The organism is Caballeronia sp. LZ043 (genome assembly GCF_031451075.1).
Taxonomy (GTDB): Bacteria; Pseudomonadota; Gammaproteobacteria; order Burkholderiales; family Burkholderiaceae; genus Caballeronia.
In genome coordinates this window covers 949,412-972,668 of sequence record NZ_JARUXT010000001.1, presented here as the reverse complement: position 1 = coordinate 972,668, position 23,257 = coordinate 949,412, and the positions used below count along the sequence as shown (strand labels likewise).

Genomic DNA, 23,257 nt, shown 5'->3' with positions numbered 1-23,257 from the left:
GCGTCAGGTTCAGCGCCGTTTCCCGGCGATGCCGCGCGCCAGCTCGACCAGCGCGCCGACATGCGAGGCCACTTCGGCGTCGTAGCGCACGGCGTCGACGCCCACGCGTTCGCCGGGGCGGCGTGACGCGAGAGCGGTTTGAACCGTGCGGCGCAGATCGTCCGCGTCGCCGGACTGGAACACGTGCCTGGCGTGGTCCGCGATGGCGTCGCAGCAGCCGATGCACGCCGGGAAGATCACCGGCGTCCCGCACATGACCGATTCGATGCCGACCAGCCCGAACGGCTCATAGCTCGACGCGAGGATGGTGAAATCCGCGGCGCGGTAGGCATCCTCGATGTTCTTCACGTACCCGATATAGCGCACATTCGCGGCGGGCGAGTCCGGCGCGCGGCCCGCGACGGCCACCACGACGTTCATGCCGGCCAGCGCCTGTTCGATCAGCGGCAGGCCCTTGCGCTCGTGACTGCTCGACGGAAACAGCAGCACCGTCTCGCCTTCCTTGAAGCCGAACCGTTCGCGCAGACGCGCGCGCGTGGCGGCATCCACCGGAGCAAAACGCGCACGATCCACCGGCGGATACAGCACGCGGATCTTCGCGGAATCGATGTGATAGAGCGTGCGCAGTTCGTCGGCCATCATGTCCGAATGGGCCACGATCACCTCGGCCTGCGCGTATTGCCGGCGTTCCAGCGCGATCTGCCGCGTGTCCGACGCTTTCTCGCGCCGCCCGGTGGCGCGCAGGAAGCCGATATGCGTGCCGCCGCAAATCGCGATCTCCGATCCCTCGACGCGATTGCAGCCGATCAGCACGTCCACCTTTGCTTTCTTGCGGGCGCGCTTCAATGCCCACGAGAAATACGCGTCGCGCAACTTGCCCGGCAGGAACGACACCTTGATGCGATGCGCCTCGACCAGCTTGCTCTCCGGCAGCGCAGTGTCGATCTTGCGTGCGAAGAAGGCAGGCTTGTCGCGGCCGTCGAAGCCAGCGGCGGCGAGGCCGCGCACGAGGTCCATCGCGTAGCGTTCGAGACCGCCTGAATGCTTCAGCGCATTCGCCGAAATGCCGAGCCGCATCAGTAGACGATCTCGATCGCGCTGCCCGCGAACTCGCCGCGCAGCGCCAGGATCAGCTCGTCGGTAGGCTTGACGCGCCAGGCGTCGCCCAGACGCACTTCGCCTTCCGCATGTTCGCTGCGATACACGACGCTCACGTTCAGACCGTTCGGTATCGGTGCAGGCTGCCGCGAGCGCCCGCCGTCGCGGCCATTCTCACGGCCGTTCTCGCGCACAGGCGGCGGCGCCTCGCTCTGCGCGCCCGCCGCATGCGCTTCGAGCACGCGGCGCAGGCGCAACGAATCCGCGTTGCCGTTCATCTCGACCTTCACGGACTGCGCATAGCGGCTGCGCGCGCGCTCCAGATCCATCGCGGTATCGACGGTGAAGCGGATGCCGCCCGTAAAGGCGTCGTTGCGCGCCATGCCCTGCACGACGAGCAACTCGTCTTCCTTGAACAGCGCCTTGTTCGCCTCGAACTGTTCGTTGAAGACGGTGACTTCGCACTGGCCGCTGCCGTCGTCGAGGTTGACGATCAGCATCTTGCCGCGCTGGGTCATCTGCGTGCGCATCGACGAGATCACGCCTGCGATCAGCTTGTCGCGCCCTTCCTTCAATTCGCCGACCTTCTGGCGCACGAAGCGCCGCACTTCGCCCTTGTAGGCGTCGAACAGGTGACCCGACAGATAGAAGCCGAGCGCGGTCTTTTCTTCCTGCAGGCGCTTCTTGTCCGACCACTCCGCTTCCTCGACATACTCGTGCTTTGCGAGCGGCGCGTCGCCCATGTCAAAGAGTCCGGCTTGCATGGCATTGGCGGCCGCCTGATCCGCGGCTTCCATTGCCATCGGCACGGAGGCGAGCAGTTGCGCGCGGTTCGCGTGCATGGTGTCGAACGCGCCCGAACGGATCAGCGCTTCCACCGTGCGGCGGTTCACCACGCGGCGGTCGACGCGCTCGCAGAAGTCGAACAGGTCGGTGAACGGCCCGTCCGCGCGCGCACGCAGGATTTCCTCGATGGCGTTCTGCCCGCTGCCCTTGATCGCGCCGAGACCATAGCGGATGGTCTTCGAGCGCGCGCCATTGGCTTCCGCGACCGGCTCGAAGCGGTACGCCGACTGGTTGATGTCCGGCGGCAGCACCTTGAGGCCGTTGGTCGCGCAGTCCTCGAAGAGGATCTTGACCTTGTCGGTGTCGTCCATGGCGAGCGACATGTTGGCCGCCATGAATTCCGCCGGATGATGCGCCTTGAGCCACGCCGTGTAATAGGCGAGCAGCGCATAGGCCGCCGCGTGCGACTTGTTGAAGCCGTAGCCCGCGAACTTCTCCATCAAGTCGAAGATCTCGTCGGACTTGGCGCGCGCGAGGCCGTTCTTGGCCGCGCCTTCCGCGAAGATCTCGCGATGCTGCGCCATCTCCTCGGCCTTCTTCTTGCCCATCGCGCGACGCAGCAAGTCCGCGCCGCCGAGCGAGTAGCCGCCGATGATCTGCGCCATCTGCATCACCTGCTCCTGGTAGACCATGATGCCGTAGGTCTCTTTCAGGACAGGCTCGACGCGCGGGTCCGGATACTCGACGATCTCGCGCCCGTGTTTGCGCGCGCAGAAGCTGGGGATCAGGTCCATCGGGCCCGGACGGTACAGCGCCACCAGCGCGATGATGTCCTCGAAGCGGTCCGGCTGCGCGTCCTTCAGCATGCCCTGCATGCCGCGGCTTTCCAGCTGGAACACGGCGACCGTGTTGGCCTTCTTCAGGATGGAGAACGAAGCGGGATCGTCGAGCGGCACCTGCGCGAGATTCCAGTCCTGCTTCGAAGGATCCAGGCGGCGGATGTAGCGCTCGGCCCAGTCCAGGATGGTGAGCGTGGTCAGGCCCAGAAAGTCGAACTTGACGAGGCCGACCGCTTCCACGTCGTCCTTGTCATACTGGCTGACGACGCCGCCGTCCTCGCCCTGCGTATAGAGCGGGCAGAAGTCGGTGAGCTTGCCCGGCGCGATCAGCACACCGCCCGCGTGCATGCCGACGTTGCGCGTCAGCCCTTCCACACGCTGTGCGAGTTCGAGCAGCTGGTGCACTTCGTCTTCGGCGTCGAAGCGTTCCTGGAGCGTGGGCTCTTCCTTCATCGCGTCTGCGATGGTCACGTGCTTGCCCGGCTTGAACGGGATCAGCTTCGCGACGCCGTCGGTGAACATGTAGCCGAGATCGAGCACCCGGCCGATGTCGCGCACCGCGGCCTTCGCGGCCATGGTGCCGAAGGTGGCGATCTGCGAGACGGCATCCGCGCCGTACTTACCCTTCACGTACTGGATGACGCGGTCGCGGCCTTCCTGGCAGAAGTCGATGTCGAAGTCGGGCATCGACACGCGTTCCGGATTCAGGAAGCGCTCGAACAGCAGGTTGTAGCGCAGCGGGTCCAGGTCCGTGATGCCGAGTGCATACGCGACCAGCGAGCCGGCGCCCGAACCGCGGCCCGGACCGACCGGCACGCCATTGTTCTTGGCCCACATGATGAAGTCGGCGACGATCAGGAAGTAGCCCGGAAAGCCCATCTTGATGATCGTGCCGCATTCGAAGTCGAGCCGCGCGTAATAGGTCTCGCGCTGCGCGTCGCGTTCGGCGGTATCCGGATACAGCTGTTCCAGACGGACTTCGAGCCCCTCCTTCGACAACTGCACGAGGTAGTCGTCCAGCGACATGCCGTCCGGCGTCGGGAACAGCGGCAGCTTCGGCTTGCCGAGTTCGAGCGTGAGATTGCAGCGCCGCGCGATCTCGACCGTATTCGCGAGCGCGGAAGGAATGTCCGCGAACAGCGCGCACATCTCGTCCTGCGTGCGGAAAAACTGGTCCTGCGTGAAGCGCTTCTGCCGGCGCGGATTGGCCAGGATGTCGCCTTCCGAAATGCACACGCGCGCTTCGTGCGCGGTGAAGTCGTCGGGCGTCATGAACTGCATCGGATGCGTGGCGACCACCGGCAGGCGCAGCTTGGCCGCGAGCCTGACCGCTTCCTGGATATACGCCTGCTCGCCCGGCTGGCCGGCGCGCTGCAATTCGATATAGAACGCATTCGGGAACAGTTTCGCCCAGCGTTCCGCGTGACGTTGCGCGCTGGCCGCATTGCCGGCCGCGAACGCCATGCCGATATCGCCCGTCTGCGCGCCGGACAGCGCCAGCAGACCTTCGGCGAGCCCCTCTTCGAGCCACTCGGTCAGCACCTCGGCGCGGCCGCGATACTGGTTCGTCAGCCATGCGCGGCTCAACAGCTCGCACAGGTTGAGATAGCCCTGCTTGTCGCGCACGAGCAGGAGCAGGCGCGCTGGCTTGTCGCGGTCGGCGGGATTGGTGATCCAGACGTCGCAACCGGCGATGGGCTTGACACCCTTGCCACGCGCTTCCTTGTAGAAACGCACGAGCCCGAAGGCGTTGCCGAGGTCGGTCAGCGCGAGCGCGCCCTGACCGTCTTTTGCGGCAGCTTTGACGACGTCGTCCAGCCGCACGATGCCGTCGGCAATCGAGAATTCGGAGTGGACGCGGAGATGAACGAAACGGGGATCTGACATGGCGGTATTGTACATGCGGGTCGTTCGCGCGAACCGGCGGGCGGGCGCGCTGGCCGAACGGACAAGGCCCTGGCCACGCGGCCAGCTTGCGCAATCGCAAGCCTTGGCGGATCGGCCGGACGAGCCTTTCGGCGCGCGACGAACACGCGCGCCGTTTGCGAGATAATACGGCCTTTGCGCGGCTGCTTCCGGCCGCACTTTTTACCCGTTACAGCCGTTTCGCGCGTCGTCCGATCATGAGCATCCTGAACCTCTCCGCCTATAAATTCGTCACCATCGAAGACGGCCCGGCCTGGCGGCCGCTCGTCACCGAACGCTGCAACGCGCTCGGGCTCAAGGGCACGATCCTGCTGGCGCCGGAGGGCATCAATCTTTTCATTGCCGGGCCGGTTGCCGAGGTCCGCGCCTTCATCGATTACCTGCGCGGCGACGCGCTCTTCGGCGGCCGTTTCGCCGACCTGCAGTTCAAGGAAAGTCTCTCGGAAAAGCAGCCGTTCCGCCGCATGCTGGTCAAGCTCAAGCGTGAAATCATCACGATGAAGAAGCCCGCCATCAAGCCGGAACTCGGCCGCGCGCCTTCCGTCGATGCCACCACGCTGAAAGTCTGGCTCGACCGCGGTCACGACGACACGGGCCGCCCGGTCGTGATGCTCGACACGCGCAATGCGTTCGAGGTCGATGTCGGCACCTTCGAGCACGCGCTCGATTACCGCATCACGAAATTCAGCGAGTTTCCGGAAGTCATCGAGCAGAATCGCGCGGATCTCGAAGGCAAGACGGTCGTGTCCTTCTGCACGGGCGGCATTCGCTGCGAGAAGGCCGCGATCCACATGAAGGAAGTGGGCATCGATCACGTGTATCAGCTCGAAGGCGGCATTCTCAAATACTTCGAGGAAGTCGGCGGCGCGCACTACACGGGCGAGTGCTTCGTGTTCGACTACCGCACCGCGCTTAATCCCGATCTCGAGCCGACCGCCACCGCGCAGTGCTTCGGCTGCCGCGCGGTGGTGCCGGCGGACGCGCAGAAGTCGCCGTACTACACGCCGGGCAAGACCTGTCCCGCGTGTCATCCGGACGCAAAGACCGGTAACAGTCAGGCAGCCTGAGCGGCCCGATGACCTACCGCGGCCGCTTCGCGCCCTCGCCGACCGGTCCGCTGCATGCCGGCTCGCTCGTGAGCGCGCTTGCGAGCTTCCTGGATGCGCGCGCGCACGGCGGCAGCTGGATCGTGCGGATCGAGGACGTCGATGCCCCGCGCACCGTCGCCGGCGCCGCCGACGAGATTCTCGCGACGCTCGCGCATTTCGGCATGCATGCCGATGCACCGCCGGTCTGGCAAAGCACACGCGACGCCGCGTATCAGGCTGCCTTCGAGCGCTTGCAGGCAACCGGGCTCGTCTATCCGTGCGGCTGCACGCGGCGCGAAATCGCGGATTCGCTCGTGCAGGCTCATGAACGCCACGCGACGCTCGCCTATCCCGGCACGTGCCGCGACGGTCTGCATGGCAAGCCCGCGCGCGCATGGCGCCTGCGCGTGCCGGACGGCGATGCGGCGCGCATCCGTTTCGTTGATCGCTGGCAGGGTCCGCAGACCCAGCATCTCGCGACCGAAGTCGGCGATTTCGCGTTGCGGCGCGCGGACGGACTGTGGGCGTATCAGCTGGCGGTCGTCGTCGACGATGCCGAGGCCCGCATCACGCATGTCGTGCGCGGCGCCGATCTGCTCGACTCCACCGCGCGGCAGATCTATCTGCAACGGTGTCTCGGCGTGCCGACTCCGGACTATCTGCATGTGCCGGTGGTCAACAGCGCGAGCGGCGAAAAGCTCAGCAAGCAGACGGGCGCGGCGCCGCTCGATCACCATGCGCCGCTCGGTGCGCTGAGCGAGGCCGCGCGGCATCTGGGCATCGAGGTGTCGGCGGATACGCTCGACGCCTTCTACAGCGCGGCGACCAGCGCATGGGCGAAACGCTACGGGCCCGACGCGCAATAGAACGCGCAATAGAAAAAGGCAGCCACGCGGGCTGCCTTGTTCATTCACTCAGCAATGCAATCAGGACATCACGACGTCTTGCGCGGCATTCCCAGCCCGCCGAGCAAGGCCGCGAGCGGCTGCTTCGGTGCGCTCTTGCGCTCGGGCTCGACCGTTTCGTCCTGACGTTTGATCGCCGACGGCGACGGCTCGTAAGGCTTCAGGAAGAACTCGTCGACCGGCTGCTGGCGGCCGCGCGGACGATCATGCCCGGCCGGCCCGCGACGGCGCGCACCGTCTTCGCGCGGCGCGTGCCGATGCTCGCTGCGCTCGCCCCGTTCCGCACGGCCGAAGCGCTCTTCACGACGCGGCGAAGACGAACCCGACCCGTCACGACGTGCGGGCATCTTCACTTCCAGCGGCTCGACTTCGAGCGGACGCTTGATCAGCTTCTCGATGTCCGCCAGTTGCTTGCGCTCGTTGGCGCTGCACAGCGAAAGCGCGTCGCCCGATGCGCCCGCGCGCCCCGTGCGGCCGATGCGGTGCACATAGTCTTCCGCATTGAACGGCAGGTCGAAATTGATGACGGCGGGCAGCTCGGCGATGTCGAGCCCGCGCGCGGCCACGTCGGTCGCGACCAGCGCCTCGACTTCGCCGCGCTTGAACGCGTCGAGCGCCTGCATGCGCTCGCTCTGCGAGCGGTCGCCGTGAATCGCCGTGGCGACAATGCCGTCGCGTTCCAGCACGCGAGCCAGACGGCTCGCGCCGATCTTGCTGTTGCAGAACACGATGACCTGCTTGAGTTCCCGTTCGCGGATCAGTTGCGCGACCGCGCTCGACTTGTCGCTCTCGTGGACCTCGTAGACGATCTGCCGCACGTTCGCGTTCGTCGAGTTGCTGCGCGCGACCTCGATGGTCTGCGGGTTGCGCAGATAGGTCGACGCCAGCTTCTTGATCTCACCCGAGAAGGTGGCCGAGAACAGCAAGGTCTGGCGCTCCTTCGGCAGCAGGTTCAGGATGCGCTGCAGGTCCGGCAGGAAGCCCATGTCGAGCATGCGGTCGGCTTCGTCGAGCACGAGCATCTGCACCTGGCCGAGATTCACCGTCTTCTGCTGGACGTGATCGAGCAGACGCCCCGGCGTTGCGATCAGGATCTCGACGCCGCGGCGCAGCGCGTCCGACTGCGGATTCATGTCGACGCCGCCGAACACCACCGTGCTGCGCAACGGCGTGTGCTTCGAGTAGGTCTGCACGTTGGCGGCGACCTGGTCGGCGAGTTCGCGCGTCGGCGTGAGCATCAGCGCGCGCACGGGATGGCGCGCCGGCGACGCGCTGGTATTCGCGTTCGGCAACAGCCGTTGAATGATGGGCAGCGAAAAGCTGGCGGTCTTGCCGGTGCCGGTCTGGGCGGCGCCCATGACGTCGCGGCCGGCGAGCACGACCGGGATGGCCTGGGCCTGGATGGGCGTCGGCGTGGTGTAGCCGGACTCGCGCACCGCTTTCAGGATGTCGGCGGACAAACCGAACTGGTCGAACGAAGGCGCGGCGGCCTCGGCGGTGGACGGGTTCGTGGCGACGGAATCGGACATGGTGACTATATTGGCTATCGCTAAAAATCCGCTCGATGCGGAAGGCGCGGGGAACCGGTCGATCTGGCGCGACCGTTGGCTTCGGTGGCATTCGGTCCAGTCGGTTTCCTGCGCGGATGTGTTTCGGTGCGTTCGCGGCGCGTCGGACGCGCGCGGGCGCGTGATGCCGGGCACTGCGTTCGTGAGCGAGCCCGGGTCGCCCTGTTCAATTGCCAATCTGCGGCTTGCAGACTTGCGTCGATGGAACACGCTTTCCGTGACGTTTCCATGGCAGCGTCGCCGCCGGACGGAGAAGCGTTGCCGGCCTGCCGGACGCCGTGCAGCGGGTGAATGTGCCGTTCCGCTGCAGGCCGGCCAGCCATTTCATTTCAGCGGTGGACTATGGCCACGCTCAGTTGGCTGCCGGCGCCTGCCTTCGAGGGCGTGGCCGCAAGCGGCGCCGCCACACCGGGACTAACCGACCGCGCGCTTACCGAGGCCGTAAAGCCGCACATTGTAGCACCGCCTGCACAAGCGCTCCGGCCGCATCGGCGGGGCCGCCCGCAGCGGTGCGCAGCCTGCCTTGCGCCCGGGCAGATTCCGATGCGATGGTTCCCGCCCTGACTACTTGCGCTCGACGCAATCGGCCAGCAGCGGCGGCGAGTCTTTCGCGGCCAGCTCGTCGTAGAGGTTGGCCTGGGGACCCTTGGTCCACCACGTGTACTGGTCAGCGACGTACTTCGCGCCCGATCCCGCGACGACACCGACGAACAGCAGCTTGCGCCCGTCGACGGTCAGCGCCGCGAAGCTCTGATGGTTCCGCGCGTTGGTGTATTGCACGGAAACGGTCTTGCCGTCCTTGCAGTCATAGCGCGCGTTTTGCGTCGTTGCCGTCTGAATCTGCGGCACGGTCAGCGGCATGGCCTGCGAGGCCTGGGCGCCCAGCGCTCCGAGCACCATGGCAATGGCGAATGCGGGAAGTGTCTTCATGGTTCGTTTCGGGTTCGTTTTCGAGTCGGCGCGGTGGCTTCCGTGTGCATCCGGCAGATGCCCGCCGTCAGGGATCGATGACGTCGGCGCAGGCGTCGGTGGGCGCCGCCGCGACATGCCCCACCACCGGCACGATCTTCAGTCCCGCCGAGGCGATCCGGCACGGCGCGGCCGCCAGTCCGCATCCCGAGAGACCCAGGGTGGCCGCGATCAGCGCGGCCAGCATGCTTGCTTTCGCTTGTCTGCTCCCGCCGGCCCGATCAGCCGCGCATTCATTCAACCTTCACCGGCCGCACCTTCGACGCCGCCTCGCGCGCGCGTGCGCGCGCTTCGGTGGTGTCAGCGCCCGTCGCCAGCGCGACGCCCATGCGGCGCTTCACGAAGCTCTCCGGCTTGCCGAACAGGCGCAGGTCCGCACCCGGCACCGCGAGCGCCTCGGCGACGCCCTCGAACGCGATGCCCGCCTCGTCCAGCCCGCCATAGATCACAGCCGACGCGCCGGGCGTGCGCAGAGCCGTATCGACGGGCAAGCCGAGGATGGCCCGCGCGTGCAGTTCGAACTCCGAAAAGCGTTGCGTGGCCAGCGTCACGAGCCCCGTGTCGTGCGGCCGCGGGCTGACTTCCGAGAACCACACGTCGTCGCCGCGCACGAACAGCTCGACGCCGAACAGCCCGCGCCCGCCGAGCGCCGTCGTCACCTGCGCCGCCACCTCGCGCGCGCGTTCCAGCGCGACCGGGCTCATGGCCTGCGGCTGCCAGGACTCGACATAGTCGCCCGCCACCTGCACGTGACCGACCGGCTCGCAGAAATACGTCTGCGTGGCGCCGCTGGCAGGGTCCGCCGCGCGCACCGTCAGCAGCGTGATCTCGTATTCGAAATCGACAAACCCTTCGACGATCACGCGCCCGTGATTCACGCGCCCGCCCGCCAGCGCGTACTGCCATGCGGGCTGGACGTCGGCCTCGCTCCTGAGCACCGACTGCCCCTTGCCCGACGACGACATCACCGGCTTCACCACGCACGGAAAACCGATCCGGCCGATCGCGGCCTTCAGTTCGTCGAGCGAGTTGGCGAACGCGTAGGGCGAAGTGGGCAGGCCGAGCGTTTCGGCGGCGAGCCGGCGAATCCCCTCGCGATTCATCGTGAGCTGCGTGGCGCGCGCGGTCGGGATCACCGTGACCTGGCCCGCCGCCTCGATGGCCGCGAGCGCGTCCGTGGCAATGGCCTCGATCTCCGGCACGATCAGATGCGGCTGTTCCTGCTCGATCAGCGCTTGCAGCGCGGCGGCATCGGTCATGTCGATCACATGGGCGCGATGCGCGACCTGATGACCCGGCGCGTTCGCATAACGGTCCACGGCGATCACCTCCACGCCCAGCCGCTGCAACGCAATGATCACTTCCTTGCCGAGCTCGCCCGCGCCCAGCAGCATGACGCGCGTGGCATGCGCCGAAAGCGGCGTGCCGATGCGCGCTGCGCCCGTGTTGGCTGCTTGCGGGCCGCTCGCGGCTGTGCGGGGTGAAACGATGGACATGACGTGCTCCGGAATGAAACGTGAAGTGTTGAATGCTGAACGTGCTGCGGCGGCGGGATCCGCGGAATGGGCCGGATCTGATTGGGCGCGATGTTAACACGCAGCGTCCGCGCCGCGAGACTCGTCCGTTTGGCCAGCGGACAGAACCGAAAGTTCGCCGGCGATCTCGGCATTTCGCCTGTTGACCTGCATCGGCACGATTGAATTCCCTGACCGTCGCAATCATTGCGGCGACAATTCACTTGCTGCTTGTTGCCGCTTGTTGCGCTTTGTCGCTGGACAAATCGTAGGACGAGTGCGATACGCTTACGGTTTCGCCCGCTCCAGGATCATCGATGCCCACGTCCCTCTTTCGCGCGTCCACTGCGCGCCCATCGTCCCGTTTTCTCTCGCGGATCACGCGCACGGCCGCCGGAGCGGGCGCCGCGTTGGTCGTCGCGAGCCTGGTTGCCGGCTGCGCGATCCCGAAACATTCGGACGCGAGCGCACCGCCCACGGACCCGTACAATCCCGCCGCAACGCAGTTGCTCGATGACACCCAATGGCAACTGACCCGCTGGACCGATGCGAACGGCCAGACCCGCGCGGTCCCGGGCGAGGCCCAGGGAACCGCCCAAACGGATGCCGCCAGTGCCAGTTCCGGCCAGCCCCTCACGCTCGACTTCTCGACCGCCAGCGGCCGCAGGCGCGCGAGCGGCTTCGCGGGCTGCAACCGCTTTGCCGGCACGTACGATCTGAAGGACGGCAAGCTCAGCTTCGGTCCGCTGGCGGGCACACGCATGGCCTGCCCGGGCGGCACGGGCGCCGCGCTCGAGCAGCCCTATCTGGACGGCCTCGCGCATGTCGCGAAAAGCGGCGTGCAGATGAATCCGCCGCAGTCGCTGCAACTCACGCTGGAGGACGGACAGGTGCTCGTCTTCGCGCCGCGCGCCAAATGAATCCGGCATGCGCACAGCGAACATGGCGAGCCCATGAGCGCATGTGTTGCGTGCTCGCGGCAGGCGCACTTGCAGGCACATGGGCAGACGCGCCACCCGTTAAACTGCTCGCTCCAACCGCCCGGCCTCCTCGTGCAACACACCCGGCCGGGCAGCACCCCCTGTCTCATTCAACATCGGTTCAATCTCAGGCATGCACATGGTAGTTCTCGGCTGGTTCGGTGCATCGGTCATCTGGTTCGGCTTCCTGCTCTGGCGCCTCGTCAGGCTGGCGTTGCCAGGCGGCGCCGCGCGCCGCGGCCCCGGCACGATCCGCCTCTGGCTCGGCTTCATCGCCGTACTGCTTTCAAGCAGCATCCTCGAAGGAACGCTGGCTCGTTCGCTCGAGACGCAGTTGAACATCAATCGATGCGGGCGCGCGCTCGCATCGGCCCTGAGCGACCTGGCGCATCCGTCCGGCGCGGGCGCGCTGGCCGCGCTGGTCCTCGCCATCTTCCTGCCGTGGCTGGTCGAGTTCAGCTGGCGTAGCGTGCTCGCCTGGGCCGACGAGGCCTTCGGCTTCGGCCTGCCGCAAAGCTGGCTCACGCCCCGCGAGCGTCCGGCCGAGGCGCGGCTCCGGGAAAGCCGCGGTCAATCGACGCAATCGGCCCGCGACAAGTCGGCCGGCTGGTTCGAGCGCCGTGCACAGGCCCGCGCCGCGCGCGCCCCGCGCGAGGTCCAGGAGCGCAGCGTCCGTGCCGAGCGCTCCGACGCGCCCACCTCGCGCGTCGCGCCCGACGAACCGACGCTCGGCCTGCCTACGGCCAGACGCGGCAGCCGCTACCAGCGGCCGACGCCATGGCGTCCGCCCGCCGTGGGCAAAAGCGCCACGCGGCACCCGAGCGGCGCAGCGGAAGCCCGCACACCGCGCCCAGGCCTCGACACCGCCGACGCCGCGCTCCGTCCGCAACCGAGCGAACCCGTCGCGCCCGCGGGCTGGCTGAAGCCCGGTGCGCCGTCGTCCGTCGCCGCCCGCGACGGCCGTTCGCCTTATCCGGCGCGGCAGGCTTCGGCGTTCGCGGCATCGGGTTCGGGCCTGCGGGCATCCATCGCCGCCGACGCGCCCGCCAGCCCGAAGCCCGCTCCCATCAACCCGGGCGTGAATCCGGGCATGAACCGCCCGCGCGGAGCCCCCACGTCGATGCCTGCACCGCGCACTTCGGCCGCGGCGAGCTCGGTGAGTTCGGTGAGCGCATTCGCCACAGCGCACGCGCCCGCCGCTGCAGGCTCGCGCATCGCTGCACGCGGCCCGGTCACGGGTTCGCAGCCTGCATCCCCCGGCGTCAGACACGCTCCGTTGAATCCAGGCGCGGCACCCGTCGCGCGCGAATTCACACCTGCCCCGCTGGCCGCGCCCGCCTTTTCCCGCCCGCCGACGCCACCCGCACCGGCCGGTCCTCCGCCCGCGCCCGAATCGATTCAGGCGACGCTGCGTTCCATCGAGGAGAAAACGGCCTTGTGGACCTCGCTGGCCGGCGCGAGCCTCGCGCGCGGACACGTGGCCATGGCGAGATCGAGCCAGCCGGCGAGTGAAGAAACCTTGCCCGCGCAGACCGAGCCGGCGCCGCACGAGTCGAGCAAGCCTGATGTCGAGCAGACAGCGATCGCCGAGCCGCACATCCATCGCGAAAGCCACGAATTGGCCGACACGCCGCTGATCGACGCGCACCTGATCGCCCCAGCGCTCGTCGAGCCTGCGCCTTGGTTCGAGATGCGCGTGCCTGAGCCGTTGGCGTCGGCGCTGCCCGTCATGCCGCCCGCGCCGCCCGACCCCGAAATCGACGCACCTGCCATGGAGCCCGCGCCGGAAGCCGCCCTCCCGCCTGAACCGCCGCTGCCTGAAATCAGCGAGCCGTCTCCTGCCGTGACGCCGCTCGACGAAGCCCTGCGCGACGCCGACCAGACGCCGCCGTGGCTGGACCTGCCCGAAACCGTGGCCGACAGCGTCGAGCCGCCCGCGCCGCCGCGCCTGCACATGCTCGAAGCACCCGCTGAGGAAGCGCTGGCAGACGAGCAAGACGCGGATCGACGCCAGGTGGCCGGCGACGAATGGGCGTCGCGCTCGAACGTCGTGCGCTTTCCGATCACGACAACAGCCACACCGGCCCCGACGCCGGCTGTACCGCCCTCCCCCGCCGAACCCCGCGCGCCCGTGCGCGGCTTCACCTCGACCGAGTTCGAATTCCACGCACCTCATGCGTCGCCCGTCGAATTGCCCGGTCTCGACCTGCTCGAGCCCGCCGCCGACGAAAGCGAGCCCGTGTCCGAGGAGCGTCTGCTCGACACCGGCCAGTTGATCGAGCAACGCCTGCAGGAGTTCAAGGTGCCGGTGACGGTGGTCGGCGCATCGGCCGGACCGGTGATCACGCGCTTCGAGGTCGAGCCGGCGCTCGGCGTGCGCGGCAGCCAGATCGTCGGCCTGATGAAGGATCTTTCGCGCGGCCTCGGCCTCACGTCGATCCGCGTCGTCGAGACGATTCCGGGCAAGACCTGCATGGGCCTCGAATTGCCCAATCCGAAGCGCCAGATGATCCGCCTCTCGGAGATCCTGCGCGACGACGTCTATCGCACGTCGAAGTCGAACCTGACCATCGCGATGGGCAAGGACATCGTCGGCAATCCGGTGGTCACGGATCTCGCGAAGGCGCCGCACATGCTGGTCGCGGGCACGACCGGCTCGGGCAAGTCGGTCGCGGTCAACGCGATGATCCTCTCGCTGCTCTACAAGGCGAAGCCCGAGGACGTGCGCCTCATCATGATCGACCCGAAGATGCTCGAGCTCTCGGTCTACGAAGGCATTCCGCATCTGCTCGCGCCTGTCGTGACCGACATGAAGCTCGCGTCGAACGCGCTCAACTGGTGTGTCGGCGAGATGGAGAAGCGCTATCGCCTGATGTCGGCGGTCGGCGTGCGCAATTTGCAGGGCTTCAACCAGAAGATCCGCAACACCGAAGCTGCCGGCAAGAAGCTCTCGAACCCGTTCTCGCTCACGCCCGACGCGCCCGAGCCGCTCTCGACGCTGCCGCTCATCGTCGTCATCATCGACGAACTGGCCGACCTGATGATGGTCGCCGGCAAGCAGATCGAGCAGCTGATCGCGCGGCTCGCGCAGAAGGCGCGCGCGGCCGGCATCCACCTGATTCTCGCCACCCAGCGTCCGTCCGTCGACGTCATCACCGGCCTCATCAAGGCAAACATCCCGACGCGCGTGGCGTTCCAGGTGTCATCGAAGATCGATTCGCGCACGATTCTCGACCAGATGGGCGCGGAATCGCTGCTGGGCGCCGGCGACATGCTGTTCCTGCCGCCCGGCACCGGCTATCCGCAGCGCGTGCACGGCGCGTTCGTCGCCGACGACGAGGTGCATCGCGTGGTCGAGCATCTGAAGCAGTTCGGCGAGCCGGAATACGAGGAAGGCATCCTGTCGGGTCCGACAGCGGAAGGCGGCACCCAGGACCTGTTCGGCGACACGCCGGACGCCGAAGCCGATCCGCTCTACGACGAAGCCGTGGCTTTCGTCGTGCGGACGCGGCGCGCGTCGATCTCGTCGGTGCAGCGGCAGTTGCGCATCGGCTATAACCGCGCGGCGCGGCTGGTCGAGCAGATGGAAAGCGCCGGCCTGGTCTCGCCGATGGGCAGCAACGGCAACCGCGAAGTGCTCGCGCCGCCCGGACCGGGCGAGTAAGGCCGGCGTCCGGGCGCAGGCCCGGACCTCACCAGAGCCGCAGGCGGCGCAGCAGGAAGATCGTGACGGCGGCGCACGCCGTCATCACGCCCACGACCACCCAGAACGACGCCGGGTCCTTCGTGCCCGGCAGCCCCGCCACGTTCATGCCGAAGATGCCGGTCACGAGCGTCGCCGGCAACAGCAAGGCCGACATGATCGCCAGCCACAGCAGCTTGCGGTTGATGTCCTCGGAGAGCGCCGCCGCGATCTCGTCCTGCAGCAGCTTGGCGCGCTCGTAAAGTCCTTCGAGACCGCCGCCGAGACCATTGAGCACCTGGATTGCCTGCACCAGCGCTTCCATCGAACGCGGCTCGGCCCATTCGAGCCGGCGCAGCACGAGCTGGGTCAGCGCATTGCGCTCCGGATCGATGAAGCGCTTCACCTCCACGATGCGGCGCCGTACATCGCCCAGCAGCGCGCGGCAGCGTGAATGCCCGCCTTCGAGCACGGTTTCCTCGACATCGTCGAGACAGTCGCCGAGTTCGTCGATGCGATCCGCGAAGGTGTCGTTCAGCGCGCGAATCAGGCCCGCGAAGAGATCCACCGGATCGCGGAAGGTCGTGCCTTCGAGCAGCGCGTGACGCAGGCGGTCGGTGGATTGCAGCGGCCGCGCGCGCACCGTGATCATCCGGTGCCGGTCGACATAGAAACGCAGCGCGCCGGTCGCGCGGTTCGCTTCGCGCGCGTCGGGCGCGGCTGCATTGGCCGTCTTCGCGACGAGTTCGAGATCCGCCACGACCCCATACATGAAGTTCGTGCCGATATGCACGCGCGGACGCTTGTCCTCGCCGTTCAGGAATTCCCGCGCCACATCCGGCATCGACGCGACGCCTTCGAGCCAGCCTTCGACCGTGTCGTCGTTGGCGGACAGATGCAGCCACGTCATGTTCTCGCCGACGATCGACGCACGCGCCTCGTCCCAGGTCAGCCGCAGCGCCTGGCCGCCGGTAAAGCGAAATGCCGTGATGAAACCCGGCGGCGCCGAGGCGTCGCGTTTATCGCCGGGGTGGTGAGAGTCCGTCGCGCGTTCGCGCGCTTCGATCGGTCTGGTCGTATTCAAAGTGCTTTCCCTGCTGTTGCCTTGCGTCTGCATCAACCGAGGCTTTCGCTGCATAAGAGCCGAAGAACGGCGGTGCGTCGCATCGTACTAGAACTCGTAGCGTCCCCAGAAGAACGCGACGTCGCCGTCGTTGAGGCCCGGGATGCGCGGGATGATCGTCGCCATGACGGACGCGCGCCGGTAACGCACCGAACCCACCGGCAAGGCGAGCGGCAGTGGCGCGTAGTGCGCCACGTCGCTGCGCGCCGTCACGCCGACGAAGAATCCCCCGCCCGCCTGCAGACCGCCCAGCACCGGCTTCGTGTACCACTGGCGCGCGTAACCGCCGATAGGCTCGACGTTGTGATGCGAATCCGAGAACGCGAAGGCGAACAGGATGTCCTCGTTGCCGTCGGCGCCGGTCCAGTGCTTGCCCAGGCCGCCGCCGTACGACCACGGATTCAGTTCCTTGCGGTTGTCGAAGCCGTCGATGTGCCAGCCATAGCCCGTCACGTAGAGATCCCAGGTGCCGTCGCGCGCGACGCGCGTCACCCGCTCGCACGCCGACGCCATCCAGTCGCGCTGGTAGTCGCACTGGCCATCGGCCGCATGCGCCCCGAGCGGCGCGCTCAGCGCAAGCGCCGTGAACAGCATGAGGAGGCTTCGCTTCATCGTCGTAGCAACGGCGGCCCGTTGACCACCCGCGTTCAGGAAGGCGAAACGAACTTGAAATCGACCGGTGAGCCGATCGACAGTTGCTTCGGATCCGATGCAAGCTCGCCCGTCTGCGGATCGCGCCGGTAAAAGTAGACGCTGTCGCTTTCCTGATTGCCGACGACGAGCCAGCGCCCGGTCGGATCGATCGCGAATTCGCGCGGCGTCTTGCCGAGCGTCGGATAACGGTGCAGCAGCTTCAGCTGGCCGTTCGACGGATCGACCGAGAATGCGACCAGTTCGTTCGCGTCGCCGCGGTTGGTCGCGTACAGGAAGCGTCCGTCCGGCGAGAGATGCAGCGCCCCGCCGCCAATCTTGCCCCGGAAGCCCGACGCGAACATCGGCACGCTTTGCGTCTGCGTGAGCTTGCCGTCGCGGTAATCGAACACCAGCACGGACGCGCTCAGCTCCGTCGTCAGATAGCCGTGCCGGCCGCTGGCGTCGAACACCAGATGGCGCGGGCCGGAGCCTGGCTTGATCGGCGTGTAGCGCGCCTCGGTCGGGCCGAACAGGCCGCGGCTGCTCGCGGCCGGGTCCGGCGTGTAGCGGTAGGAAAACACCTTGTCGACGCCCAGATCCTGCGCGAACAGATATCTGCCGTCAGGCGAGAACACCGTCGAGTGGACGTGCGAGTTGTCCTGACGACCCTTCACCGGACCGGCGCCCTCGTGATGCACGGTCAGGACGGACGTGCCGACGCGGCCGTCGGCGGCCAGCGGGAACACCGCGAAGCTGCCGCCCGGATTCGACGCGACCGAGTAGTTGGCGGTCAGCAGATACTTGCCGTCGGGCGAGATCGCGAGATAGCAGGGATCGTTGCCTTCCGACGAGACCCGGTTGAGAAAGCTCAACTGTCCGCTCGCGCGATCGAAGCGAAACGCGCTGATGCCGCCGCGCTGCGAGGCGGGGCCGTTGTCGCCGGGCAATTCGTTCACGGCGTACACGTAATTCCGGTCGCGGCTCACGACGAGATACGACGGATTTACCGTCTGCGCCGACGCAATGCGCGACAGCTCGCCGTTGGCCGTGTCGAAACGGTAGACGTAGATGCCCTCGCTCTTGCCGCCGGCCGTATAGGTGCCGATGAGCAGATCGAAGACCTGCGAGCCGGCCGCATTGCCCGCCGCGCCGTCCGCCGCACTGCTCGTCGAGGCCGGCGCGGCGGACGTTTGCGCGAAGCTCTGCGCTGCCGCCAGCGACAGCATCAGCGCGATCCCGCGCACCCAGGCCACCGGCTTCCGGCGCGTCCGGCGCGCGTCTTGCAAGGTGCGGGGGAACGTGGTGACGCCGCCGAATGGGCTCGAATGCATGAAACCTCCTCATCGTCTTTTTGCTGCGTGTTGTTCAGGGGCGATGCGCGACCGTCGCCTGCGCGGGCCTCGCGTGGCCGACGACGTGCGGGAGCAAGTTCTGCTCCAAAGCTCGCCGAAGGCACGCAAGGCGCATGACGGGTTCGGGACTTCATGAAGACAGTGTCGAGTCCAAGATACACCACGCACGACGGGCCAACCGATTCGAACCAACAACAGGAGTTGCCGCCATGACCGTTCATCTCGCACTGGGACCGCTGGTTTCGCTGATCGCCGGGATCCTGATTCTCATCATGCCGCGACTGCTGAATTTCATTGTCGCGATTTATCTGATCGTCATCGGGCTGATCGGCCTGTTCGGCATGGGCTCGATGCATTTCTGAGCACCGCGGCGCGCACGCCTTTCCCCCTGCGACGGACGCGCGAACGCGAATGCACGGCTCGCGCCGCGCATCCGCGTCAGAGGTGTTCGCAGTGGGAAAAGCCCGGCGCAAACGTGCCGGGAACAGCGGCTCAGCCGTTGGCGAGCCGGTCCAGCCGCAGCCGCCCTTGCAGCGACAGCGCACCCACCGCCACACCGCTCACGCCGAAGGTGTAGCGGCTGAAGCAGCCGCGCTCGGTGAGAAAGGCGGCGGCGGTTTCCATGGCGTTACGCGACAGGCCCAGATGCCGATGATCGAGCGTGAGCAGCGCTTGCGTGTCCGGCATGTCGCTGGCGGCGGAAAGGATGGCGATGCAATCGGCTTTCGACGGATAGAGCATGGAATTCCGTTCCTCGAAAACGCTACGTTGAAGGCGGGGCCCACTGCGCAGGCGTGGCGACAATGAGCAGGACGACCAAACAGGACGACCAAGCAGGACGGATGAAACAAAACAGAAAGACCGGTGAAAGCAGGCTGACGCGCCGCGCCTCTGAATTAGCGCTACTACCTTTCACGAAGCTTCATTCTAAACATCAGCCGAATGGCGGATCAATGGCTGGAACGACGCAAGATCCGTCTTTTTCCGCCATACCGCCGTGGCATGCAGTCGCATGCCCGAGGTGGTGCGATGTGCTGCCAGATGGCGCGATTCCCTGCCCATATCGAACGATTGCGGCAGAATGCGGCCAGAAGGCATGCACGCGGCGCGATCCAGAACCCTTCGTCCGATGGCGCCGCGCTTCGCCCAGGATGTGCGCAGCGTCCCGGATCCTTTGCTCAACCCACGGCGCGTGTCGACGCATAACGCACGCCGCAAGCAGGAAGATGTTCGCTTATGCCCGCTTTGATTGAAGACTACGCCATGGTCGGCGACGGCCACACGGCCGCCCTGATTTCCCGCAACGGTTCGGTCGACTGGCTCTGCTGGCCGCGCTTCGACTCCGCCGCCTGTTTCGCCGCGCTGCTCGGCACGCCCGAGCATGGCCGCTGGCTGCTCGCCCCCGAGATGCCCGATGGGGAAACGCCCGTCATCACGCGGCGCTATCGCGGCGACACGCTCGTGCTCGAAACCGACTTCGAGACGCCCCAGGGCGCGGTGACGATCATCGACTTCATGCCCTTGCGCAATGGCCATTCGGAACTCGTGCGCATCGTCGTCGGACGACGCGGCACGGTGCGCATGAAGATGGAGCTGGTGTTGCGCTTCGACTATGGCTCGGCCGTGCCATGGGTCAGCCGTCTTCCCGACGACAGCGGCATCCGCGCGATCGCCGGTCCGGATCTCGCCGTGCTGCGCACGCCGGTGGATCTCGTCGGCGAGAACATGCGCACGACCGCCTGCTTCGATATCAGCCCGGGCGAACGCGTGCCTTTCTCGCTGTGCTATTCGCAATCGCATTTGCGCCTGCCGCCCGCACACGATCCTCACACCCAGCTCGCCCGCACCGAAAACCACTGGAGCGAATGGTCCAGCCAGAGCGAACTCACCGGCCGGTTCGCGCCGGCCATCCGCCGCTCGCTCATCACGCTCAAGGCGCTGGCCTACGAGCCGACGGGCGGCATCGTCGCCGCGCCGACGACCTCGCTGCCGGAACAGCTGGGCGGCACGCGCAACTGGGACTATCGCTACTGCTGGTTGCGCGACGCGACCATCACCCTGCTCGCGATGATGCGCGGCGGCTACTACGACGAAGCCCGCGCCTGGCGCGCCTGGCTGGGCCGCGTGATGGCCGGCTCGCCGGCGCAGATCCAGATCATGTACGGCATCGCGGGCGAGCGCCGCCTGCCCGAATGGGAGGTCCCCTGGCTGCCGGGCTACGAGGGCGCGGCGCCGGTGCGCATCGGCAACGGGGCGGTCAACCAGTTGCAGCTCGATGTCTACGGCGAAGTGATGAACGCGCTGCACCTTGCGCGCGTGGGCGGCCTGCAGAGCGACGAAACCGCCTGGTCGATCCAGTGCGCGATGCTCCAGCATCTCGACACCGTCTGGCAGGAACCCGACGAAGGCATCTGGGAAGTGCGCGGCGGCCGACAGCACTTCACCTTTTCGAAGGTGATGGCGTGGGTAGCGTACGATCGCGCGATCAAGTCGGCGGAGACCTTCGAACTGCCGGGCCCGATCGACCACTGGCGCGACATGCGCTCGCGCATCCGCACCGAGGTGCTGAAGAAGAGCTGGAACCCGAAGCTCAACTCGTTCACGCAGGCCTACGGCAGCGAAGCGCTCGATGCGAACCTGCTGCTGATCCCGTTGCTGGGTTTCCTGCCGCCAAAAGATCCGCGAGTAATCGGCACCGTACATGCGATCGAGACCACTCTGACGCACGATGGTCTCGTCAAGCGCTATCACACGACCGAAGTCGAGGATGGCTTGCCGCCGGGGGAAGGCACATTTCTGGCTTGCAGTTTCTGGCTGGTGGACAACCTGGCGTTGCAGGGCCGGATCGACGAGGCGCACGCGATGTTCGAGCGGCTCGTGGGCCTGGCGAACGATGTCGGCCTGCTGGCAGAGGAGTACGACACGGTGGCGAAGCGCATGGTGGGGAATTTCCCGCAAGCCTTCACGCACGTGGCGCTGGTGCACACCGGGATGAACCTGATGCGTCACGAAGAAGAGATGGCGAAGGCGACCGGCCAGCCCTCCGGCACCGAAGGGCACGCGGAAGACGCGGCGCAGGCGGAGATCGATGCAGCCTCGGGACAGTCCTAAATGCTTGTTTTTGCTGGCGGGAATAATGCTCGGACGGTAATATTGGTGCAACGCACAAAAAGTATCCTGTTTTAAGTAGCATCTGAAGTGTTGTGTAAAAGCCGGCAGTTTCGACCGACCAATTGAATCGAACGCACATTACCCGGAAAATCTTGCACTCAAGATCGAAGAAGCTGCGGTCGTCAAGTTTCGTTTGTGTTCAAAGAGCACCGCTTCCTGTGAAGCGGCAGTGATCGCAGAAAGACAGTGCCTCGGCCGTGCGGCGTCAGCCCGCCGCGCAGCCGGGGATCATCCAGTACCGTTGAACGTCGTCGCCGGGCCGTCTTTTTTCGGGTCGCAGACATCAACGGGGTACCGGTTCCGACCGGAGTTACCGGGGCAACCATGCTCTATCAAATCCACGAATTCCAGCGAGCGGTGCTGTCTCCCCTCACAGCATGGGCTCAGGCCGCATCGAAGTCCTTCGTCAACCCGGCCAGCCCCCTCGCCTACGTGCCCGGCTCCACGCGCTTCGCCGCGGCCTACGAGCTGCTCTACCGGCTGGGCAAGGATTACGAAAAGCCGGAGTTCGAACTGCATCAGATCGTCAAGGACGGTCACAACATTCCTATCGTCGAGCAGACGGTGATCGAGAAACCGTTCTGCCGGCTGCTCCGCTTCAAGCGCTTCGCCGATGACAGCGCCACCGTCACCAAGCTGAAGAACGAACCCATCGTGCTGGTATGCGCGCCGCTGTCCGGCCATCACTCCACGTTGCTGCGCGACACGGTGAAAACCCTTCTGCAGGATCACAAGGTCTACATCACCGACTGGCTCGACGCCCGCATGGTGCCGATCGAAAACGGTCCGTTCCATCTGGACGACTACGTCGAGTACATCCAGGAGTTCATCCGTCACATCGGCGCGAAGGACCTGCACGTGATCTCGGTGTGCCAGCCGACCGTGCCCGTGCTCGCCGCCATTTCGCTGATGGCGAGCCGCGGCGAAGACACGCCGCGCACGATGACCATGATGGGCGGCCCGATCGACGCGCGCCGCAGCCCCACATCGGTCAACTCGCTGGCGAACGAGCATTCCTACGAATGGTTCGAGAACAACGTCATCTACACGGTGCCGGCGAACTATCCGGGCGTCGGCCGCAAGGTCTATCCGGGCTTCCTGCAGCACGCGGGCTTCGTCGCGATGAATCCGGAGCGCCATCTGACCGCGCATTGGGACTTCTATCAGAACCTGCTGCGCGGCGACGACGACGACGCCGAGCAACATCGCCGCTTCTACGATGAATACAACGCCGTGCTGGACATGGCCGCCGAGTATTACCTCGAGACCATCCGCATCGTGTTCCAGGAGTTCCGGCTCGCGGAAGGCACGTGGGAAGTGAATGGCGAGATGGTGCGTCCGCAGGACATCAAGCACACGGCGCTGTTCACGATCGAAGGCGAGCTGGACGACATCTCCGGCAGCGGCCAGACGCGCGCCGCGCATGACCTGTGCACCGGCCTGCCTGCGAAGAACAAGCGCCACTTCACGGCAGAGAAGGCCGGCCACTATGGCATCTTCTCGGGCCGCCGCTGGCGCACGATGGTGTATCCGCAACTGCGCGAGTTCATCCTCGAACACGACAAGCAGCCGAAGAGCGAGGCCGTGCCCGCCTGAGGTCCGCTTTCAGCGCAGCATCAACAA

The 23,257-nt window shown here is 66.6% G+C and carries 17 protein-coding genes; 7 read left to right on the top strand and 10 right to left on the bottom strand.

The features are described 5' to 3' along the window. Positions 1–9: 9 nt before the first annotated feature. Both QCE64_RS04265 and dnaE read right to left on the bottom strand, forming a co-directional pair. Complete coding sequence (locus QCE64_RS04265) at positions 10–1,077, bottom strand: glycosyltransferase family 4 protein (protein ID WP_310002793.1); 1,068 nt, start codon at positions 1,075–1,077, stop codon at positions 10–12. Then, positions 1,077–4,625, bottom strand: a complete 3,549-nt coding sequence (gene dnaE, locus QCE64_RS04260; protein WP_404987291.1) for a DNA polymerase III subunit alpha — start codon at positions 4,623–4,625, stop codon at positions 1,077–1,079. Before dnaE ends, QCE64_RS04265 begins: the two co-directional genes overlap by 1 nt. Before the next feature lie 221 nt (positions 4,626–4,846). On the opposite strand from dnaE, the gene QCE64_RS04255 reads away from it, so the two are divergent. Both QCE64_RS04255 and gluQRS read left to right on the top strand, forming a co-directional pair. Next, on the top strand, positions 4,847–5,716 hold the full coding sequence (locus tag QCE64_RS04255; RefSeq protein ID WP_310002789.1) for a sulfurtransferase: 870 nt from the start codon (positions 4,847–4,849) through the stop codon (positions 5,714–5,716). 8 nt (positions 5,717–5,724) lie between these two features. Continuing rightward, positions 5,725–6,603: a tRNA glutamyl-Q(34) synthetase GluQRS gene (gluQRS, locus tag QCE64_RS04250; RefSeq protein ID WP_310002787.1), complete on the top strand. Its 879-nt coding sequence runs from the start codon at positions 5,725–5,727 to the stop codon at positions 6,601–6,603. Positions 6,604–6,671: 68 nt separating this feature from the next. On the opposite strand, the gene QCE64_RS04245 is transcribed toward gluQRS, so the two are convergent. The 4 genes from QCE64_RS04245 to purT all read right to left on the bottom strand — a co-directional run bounded on the left by QCE64_RS04245 (position 6,672) and on the right by purT (position 10,675). Then, a complete protein-coding gene (locus tag QCE64_RS04245) occupies positions 6,672–8,171 on the bottom strand; it encodes a DEAD/DEAH box helicase (RefSeq protein ID WP_309929562.1) in 1,500 nt (499 codons plus the stop codon). A gap of 603 nt (positions 8,172–8,774) precedes the next feature. Then, positions 8,775–9,140, bottom strand: coding sequence for an MliC family protein (locus QCE64_RS04240; protein WP_310002785.1), 366 nt, complete (start codon positions 9,138–9,140; stop codon positions 8,775–8,777). 67 nt (positions 9,141–9,207) lie between these two features. Continuing rightward, complete coding sequence (locus QCE64_RS04235) at positions 9,208–9,366, bottom strand: DUF6726 family protein (protein WP_309919615.1); 159 nt, start codon at positions 9,364–9,366, stop codon at positions 9,208–9,210. Between the two features lie 46 nt (positions 9,367–9,412). Beyond that, positions 9,413–10,675, bottom strand: a complete 1,263-nt coding sequence (purT, locus tag QCE64_RS04230) for a formate-dependent phosphoribosylglycinamide formyltransferase (protein ID WP_309914820.1) — start codon at positions 10,673–10,675, stop codon at positions 9,413–9,415. A 335-nt stretch (positions 10,676–11,010) separates the two neighbouring features. Between purT and QCE64_RS04225 the strand changes: the two genes are divergently transcribed. After that, positions 11,011–11,613 (top strand): META domain-containing protein, encoded by a 603-nt coding sequence (locus tag QCE64_RS04225; RefSeq protein WP_309914817.1) that lies wholly within the window; start codon positions 11,011–11,013, stop codon positions 11,611–11,613. A 199-nt stretch (positions 11,614–11,812) separates the two neighbouring features. Next, positions 11,813–15,337, top strand: a complete 3,525-nt coding sequence (locus QCE64_RS04220; protein ID WP_404987290.1) for a DNA translocase FtsK — start codon at positions 11,813–11,815, stop codon at positions 15,335–15,337. Between the two features lie 28 nt (positions 15,338–15,365). Here the strand turns inward: QCE64_RS04220 and QCE64_RS04215 are convergent, their stop codons facing one another. The 3 genes from QCE64_RS04215 to QCE64_RS04205 all read right to left on the bottom strand — a co-directional run bounded on the left by QCE64_RS04215 (position 15,366) and on the right by QCE64_RS04205 (position 18,442). Then, positions 15,366–16,439 (bottom strand): transporter, encoded by a 1,074-nt coding sequence (locus QCE64_RS04215; protein WP_309929558.1) that lies wholly within the window; start codon positions 16,437–16,439, stop codon positions 15,366–15,368. Between the two features lie 87 nt (positions 16,440–16,526). Next, entirely contained in the window at positions 16,527–17,090 is a 564-nt protein-coding gene (locus QCE64_RS04210) for an antimicrobial peptide resistance and lipid A acylation PagP (protein ID WP_309914809.1), read from the bottom strand. Between the two features lie 35 nt (positions 17,091–17,125). Continuing rightward, positions 17,126–18,442: a lactonase family protein gene (locus tag QCE64_RS04205; protein WP_310002781.1), complete on the bottom strand. Its 1,317-nt coding sequence runs from the start codon at positions 18,440–18,442 to the stop codon at positions 17,126–17,128. Positions 18,443–18,672: 230 nt separating this feature from the next. On the opposite strand from QCE64_RS04205, the gene QCE64_RS04200 reads away from it, so the two are divergent. Then, entirely contained in the window at positions 18,673–18,825 is a 153-nt protein-coding gene (locus tag QCE64_RS04200; RefSeq protein ID WP_309914805.1) for a DUF3096 domain-containing protein, read from the top strand. A 130-nt stretch (positions 18,826–18,955) separates the two neighbouring features. Here QCE64_RS04200 and QCE64_RS04195 read toward each other — a convergent pair whose 3' ends face one another. Then, positions 18,956–19,204, bottom strand: coding sequence for a hypothetical protein (locus QCE64_RS04195; protein WP_309914802.1), 249 nt, complete (start codon positions 19,202–19,204; stop codon positions 18,956–18,958). A 495-nt stretch (positions 19,205–19,699) separates the two neighbouring features. Between QCE64_RS04195 and QCE64_RS04190 the strand changes: the two genes are divergently transcribed. Then, a complete protein-coding gene (locus tag QCE64_RS04190) occupies positions 19,700–21,574 on the top strand; it encodes a glycoside hydrolase family 15 protein (protein WP_310002780.1) in 1,875 nt (624 codons plus the stop codon). A gap of 384 nt (positions 21,575–21,958) precedes the next feature. Then, positions 21,959–23,230, top strand: coding sequence for a polyhydroxyalkanoate depolymerase (locus tag QCE64_RS04185; RefSeq protein WP_309807809.1), 1,272 nt, complete (start codon positions 21,959–21,961; stop codon positions 23,228–23,230). The last annotated feature ends 27 nt before the right edge of the window (positions 23,231–23,257 follow it).

Excerpts from the sequence above, each read along its gene's own strand:
- QCE64_RS04265 (WP_310002793.1), bottom strand. The coding sequence starts at position 1,077 with ATGCGGCTCGGCATTTCGGCGAATGCGCTGAAGCATTCAGGCGGTCTC.
- dnaE (WP_404987291.1), bottom strand. The coding sequence starts at position 4,625 with ATGTACAATACCGCCATGTCAGATCCCCGTTTCGTTCATCTCCGCGTC.
- QCE64_RS04255 (WP_310002789.1), top strand. The coding sequence starts at position 4,847 with ATGAGCATCCTGAACCTCTCCGCCTATAAATTCGTCACCATCGAAGAC.
- gluQRS (WP_310002787.1), top strand. The coding sequence starts at position 5,725 with ATGACCTACCGCGGCCGCTTCGCGCCCTCGCCGACCGGTCCGCTGCAT.
- QCE64_RS04245 (WP_309929562.1), bottom strand. The coding sequence starts at position 8,171 with ATGTCCGATTCCGTCGCCACGAACCCGTCCACCGCCGAGGCCGCCGCG.
- QCE64_RS04240 (WP_310002785.1), bottom strand. The coding sequence starts at position 9,140 with ATGAAGACACTTCCCGCATTCGCCATTGCCATGGTGCTCGGAGCGCTG.
- QCE64_RS04235 (WP_309919615.1), bottom strand. The coding sequence starts at position 9,366 with ATGCTGGCCGCGCTGATCGCGGCCACCCTGGGTCTCTCGGGATGCGGA.
- purT (WP_309914820.1), bottom strand. The coding sequence starts at position 10,675 with ATGTCCATCGTTTCACCCCGCACAGCCGCGAGCGGCCCGCAAGCAGCC.
- QCE64_RS04225 (WP_309914817.1), top strand. The coding sequence starts at position 11,011 with ATGCCCACGTCCCTCTTTCGCGCGTCCACTGCGCGCCCATCGTCCCGT.
- QCE64_RS04220 (WP_404987290.1), top strand. The coding sequence starts at position 11,813 with ATGGTAGTTCTCGGCTGGTTCGGTGCATCGGTCATCTGGTTCGGCTTC.
- QCE64_RS04210 (WP_309914809.1), bottom strand. The coding sequence starts at position 17,090 with ATGAAGCGAAGCCTCCTCATGCTGTTCACGGCGCTTGCGCTGAGCGCG.
- QCE64_RS04205 (WP_310002781.1), bottom strand. The coding sequence starts at position 18,442 with ATGCATTCGAGCCCATTCGGCGGCGTCACCACGTTCCCCCGCACCTTG.
- QCE64_RS04200 (WP_309914805.1), top strand. The coding sequence starts at position 18,673 with ATGACCGTTCATCTCGCACTGGGACCGCTGGTTTCGCTGATCGCCGGG.
- QCE64_RS04195 (WP_309914802.1), bottom strand. The coding sequence starts at position 19,204 with ATGCTCTATCCGTCGAAAGCCGATTGCATCGCCATCCTTTCCGCCGCC.
- QCE64_RS04190 (WP_310002780.1), top strand. The coding sequence starts at position 19,700 with ATGCCCGCTTTGATTGAAGACTACGCCATGGTCGGCGACGGCCACACG.
- QCE64_RS04185 (WP_309807809.1), top strand. The coding sequence starts at position 21,959 with ATGCTCTATCAAATCCACGAATTCCAGCGAGCGGTGCTGTCTCCCCTC.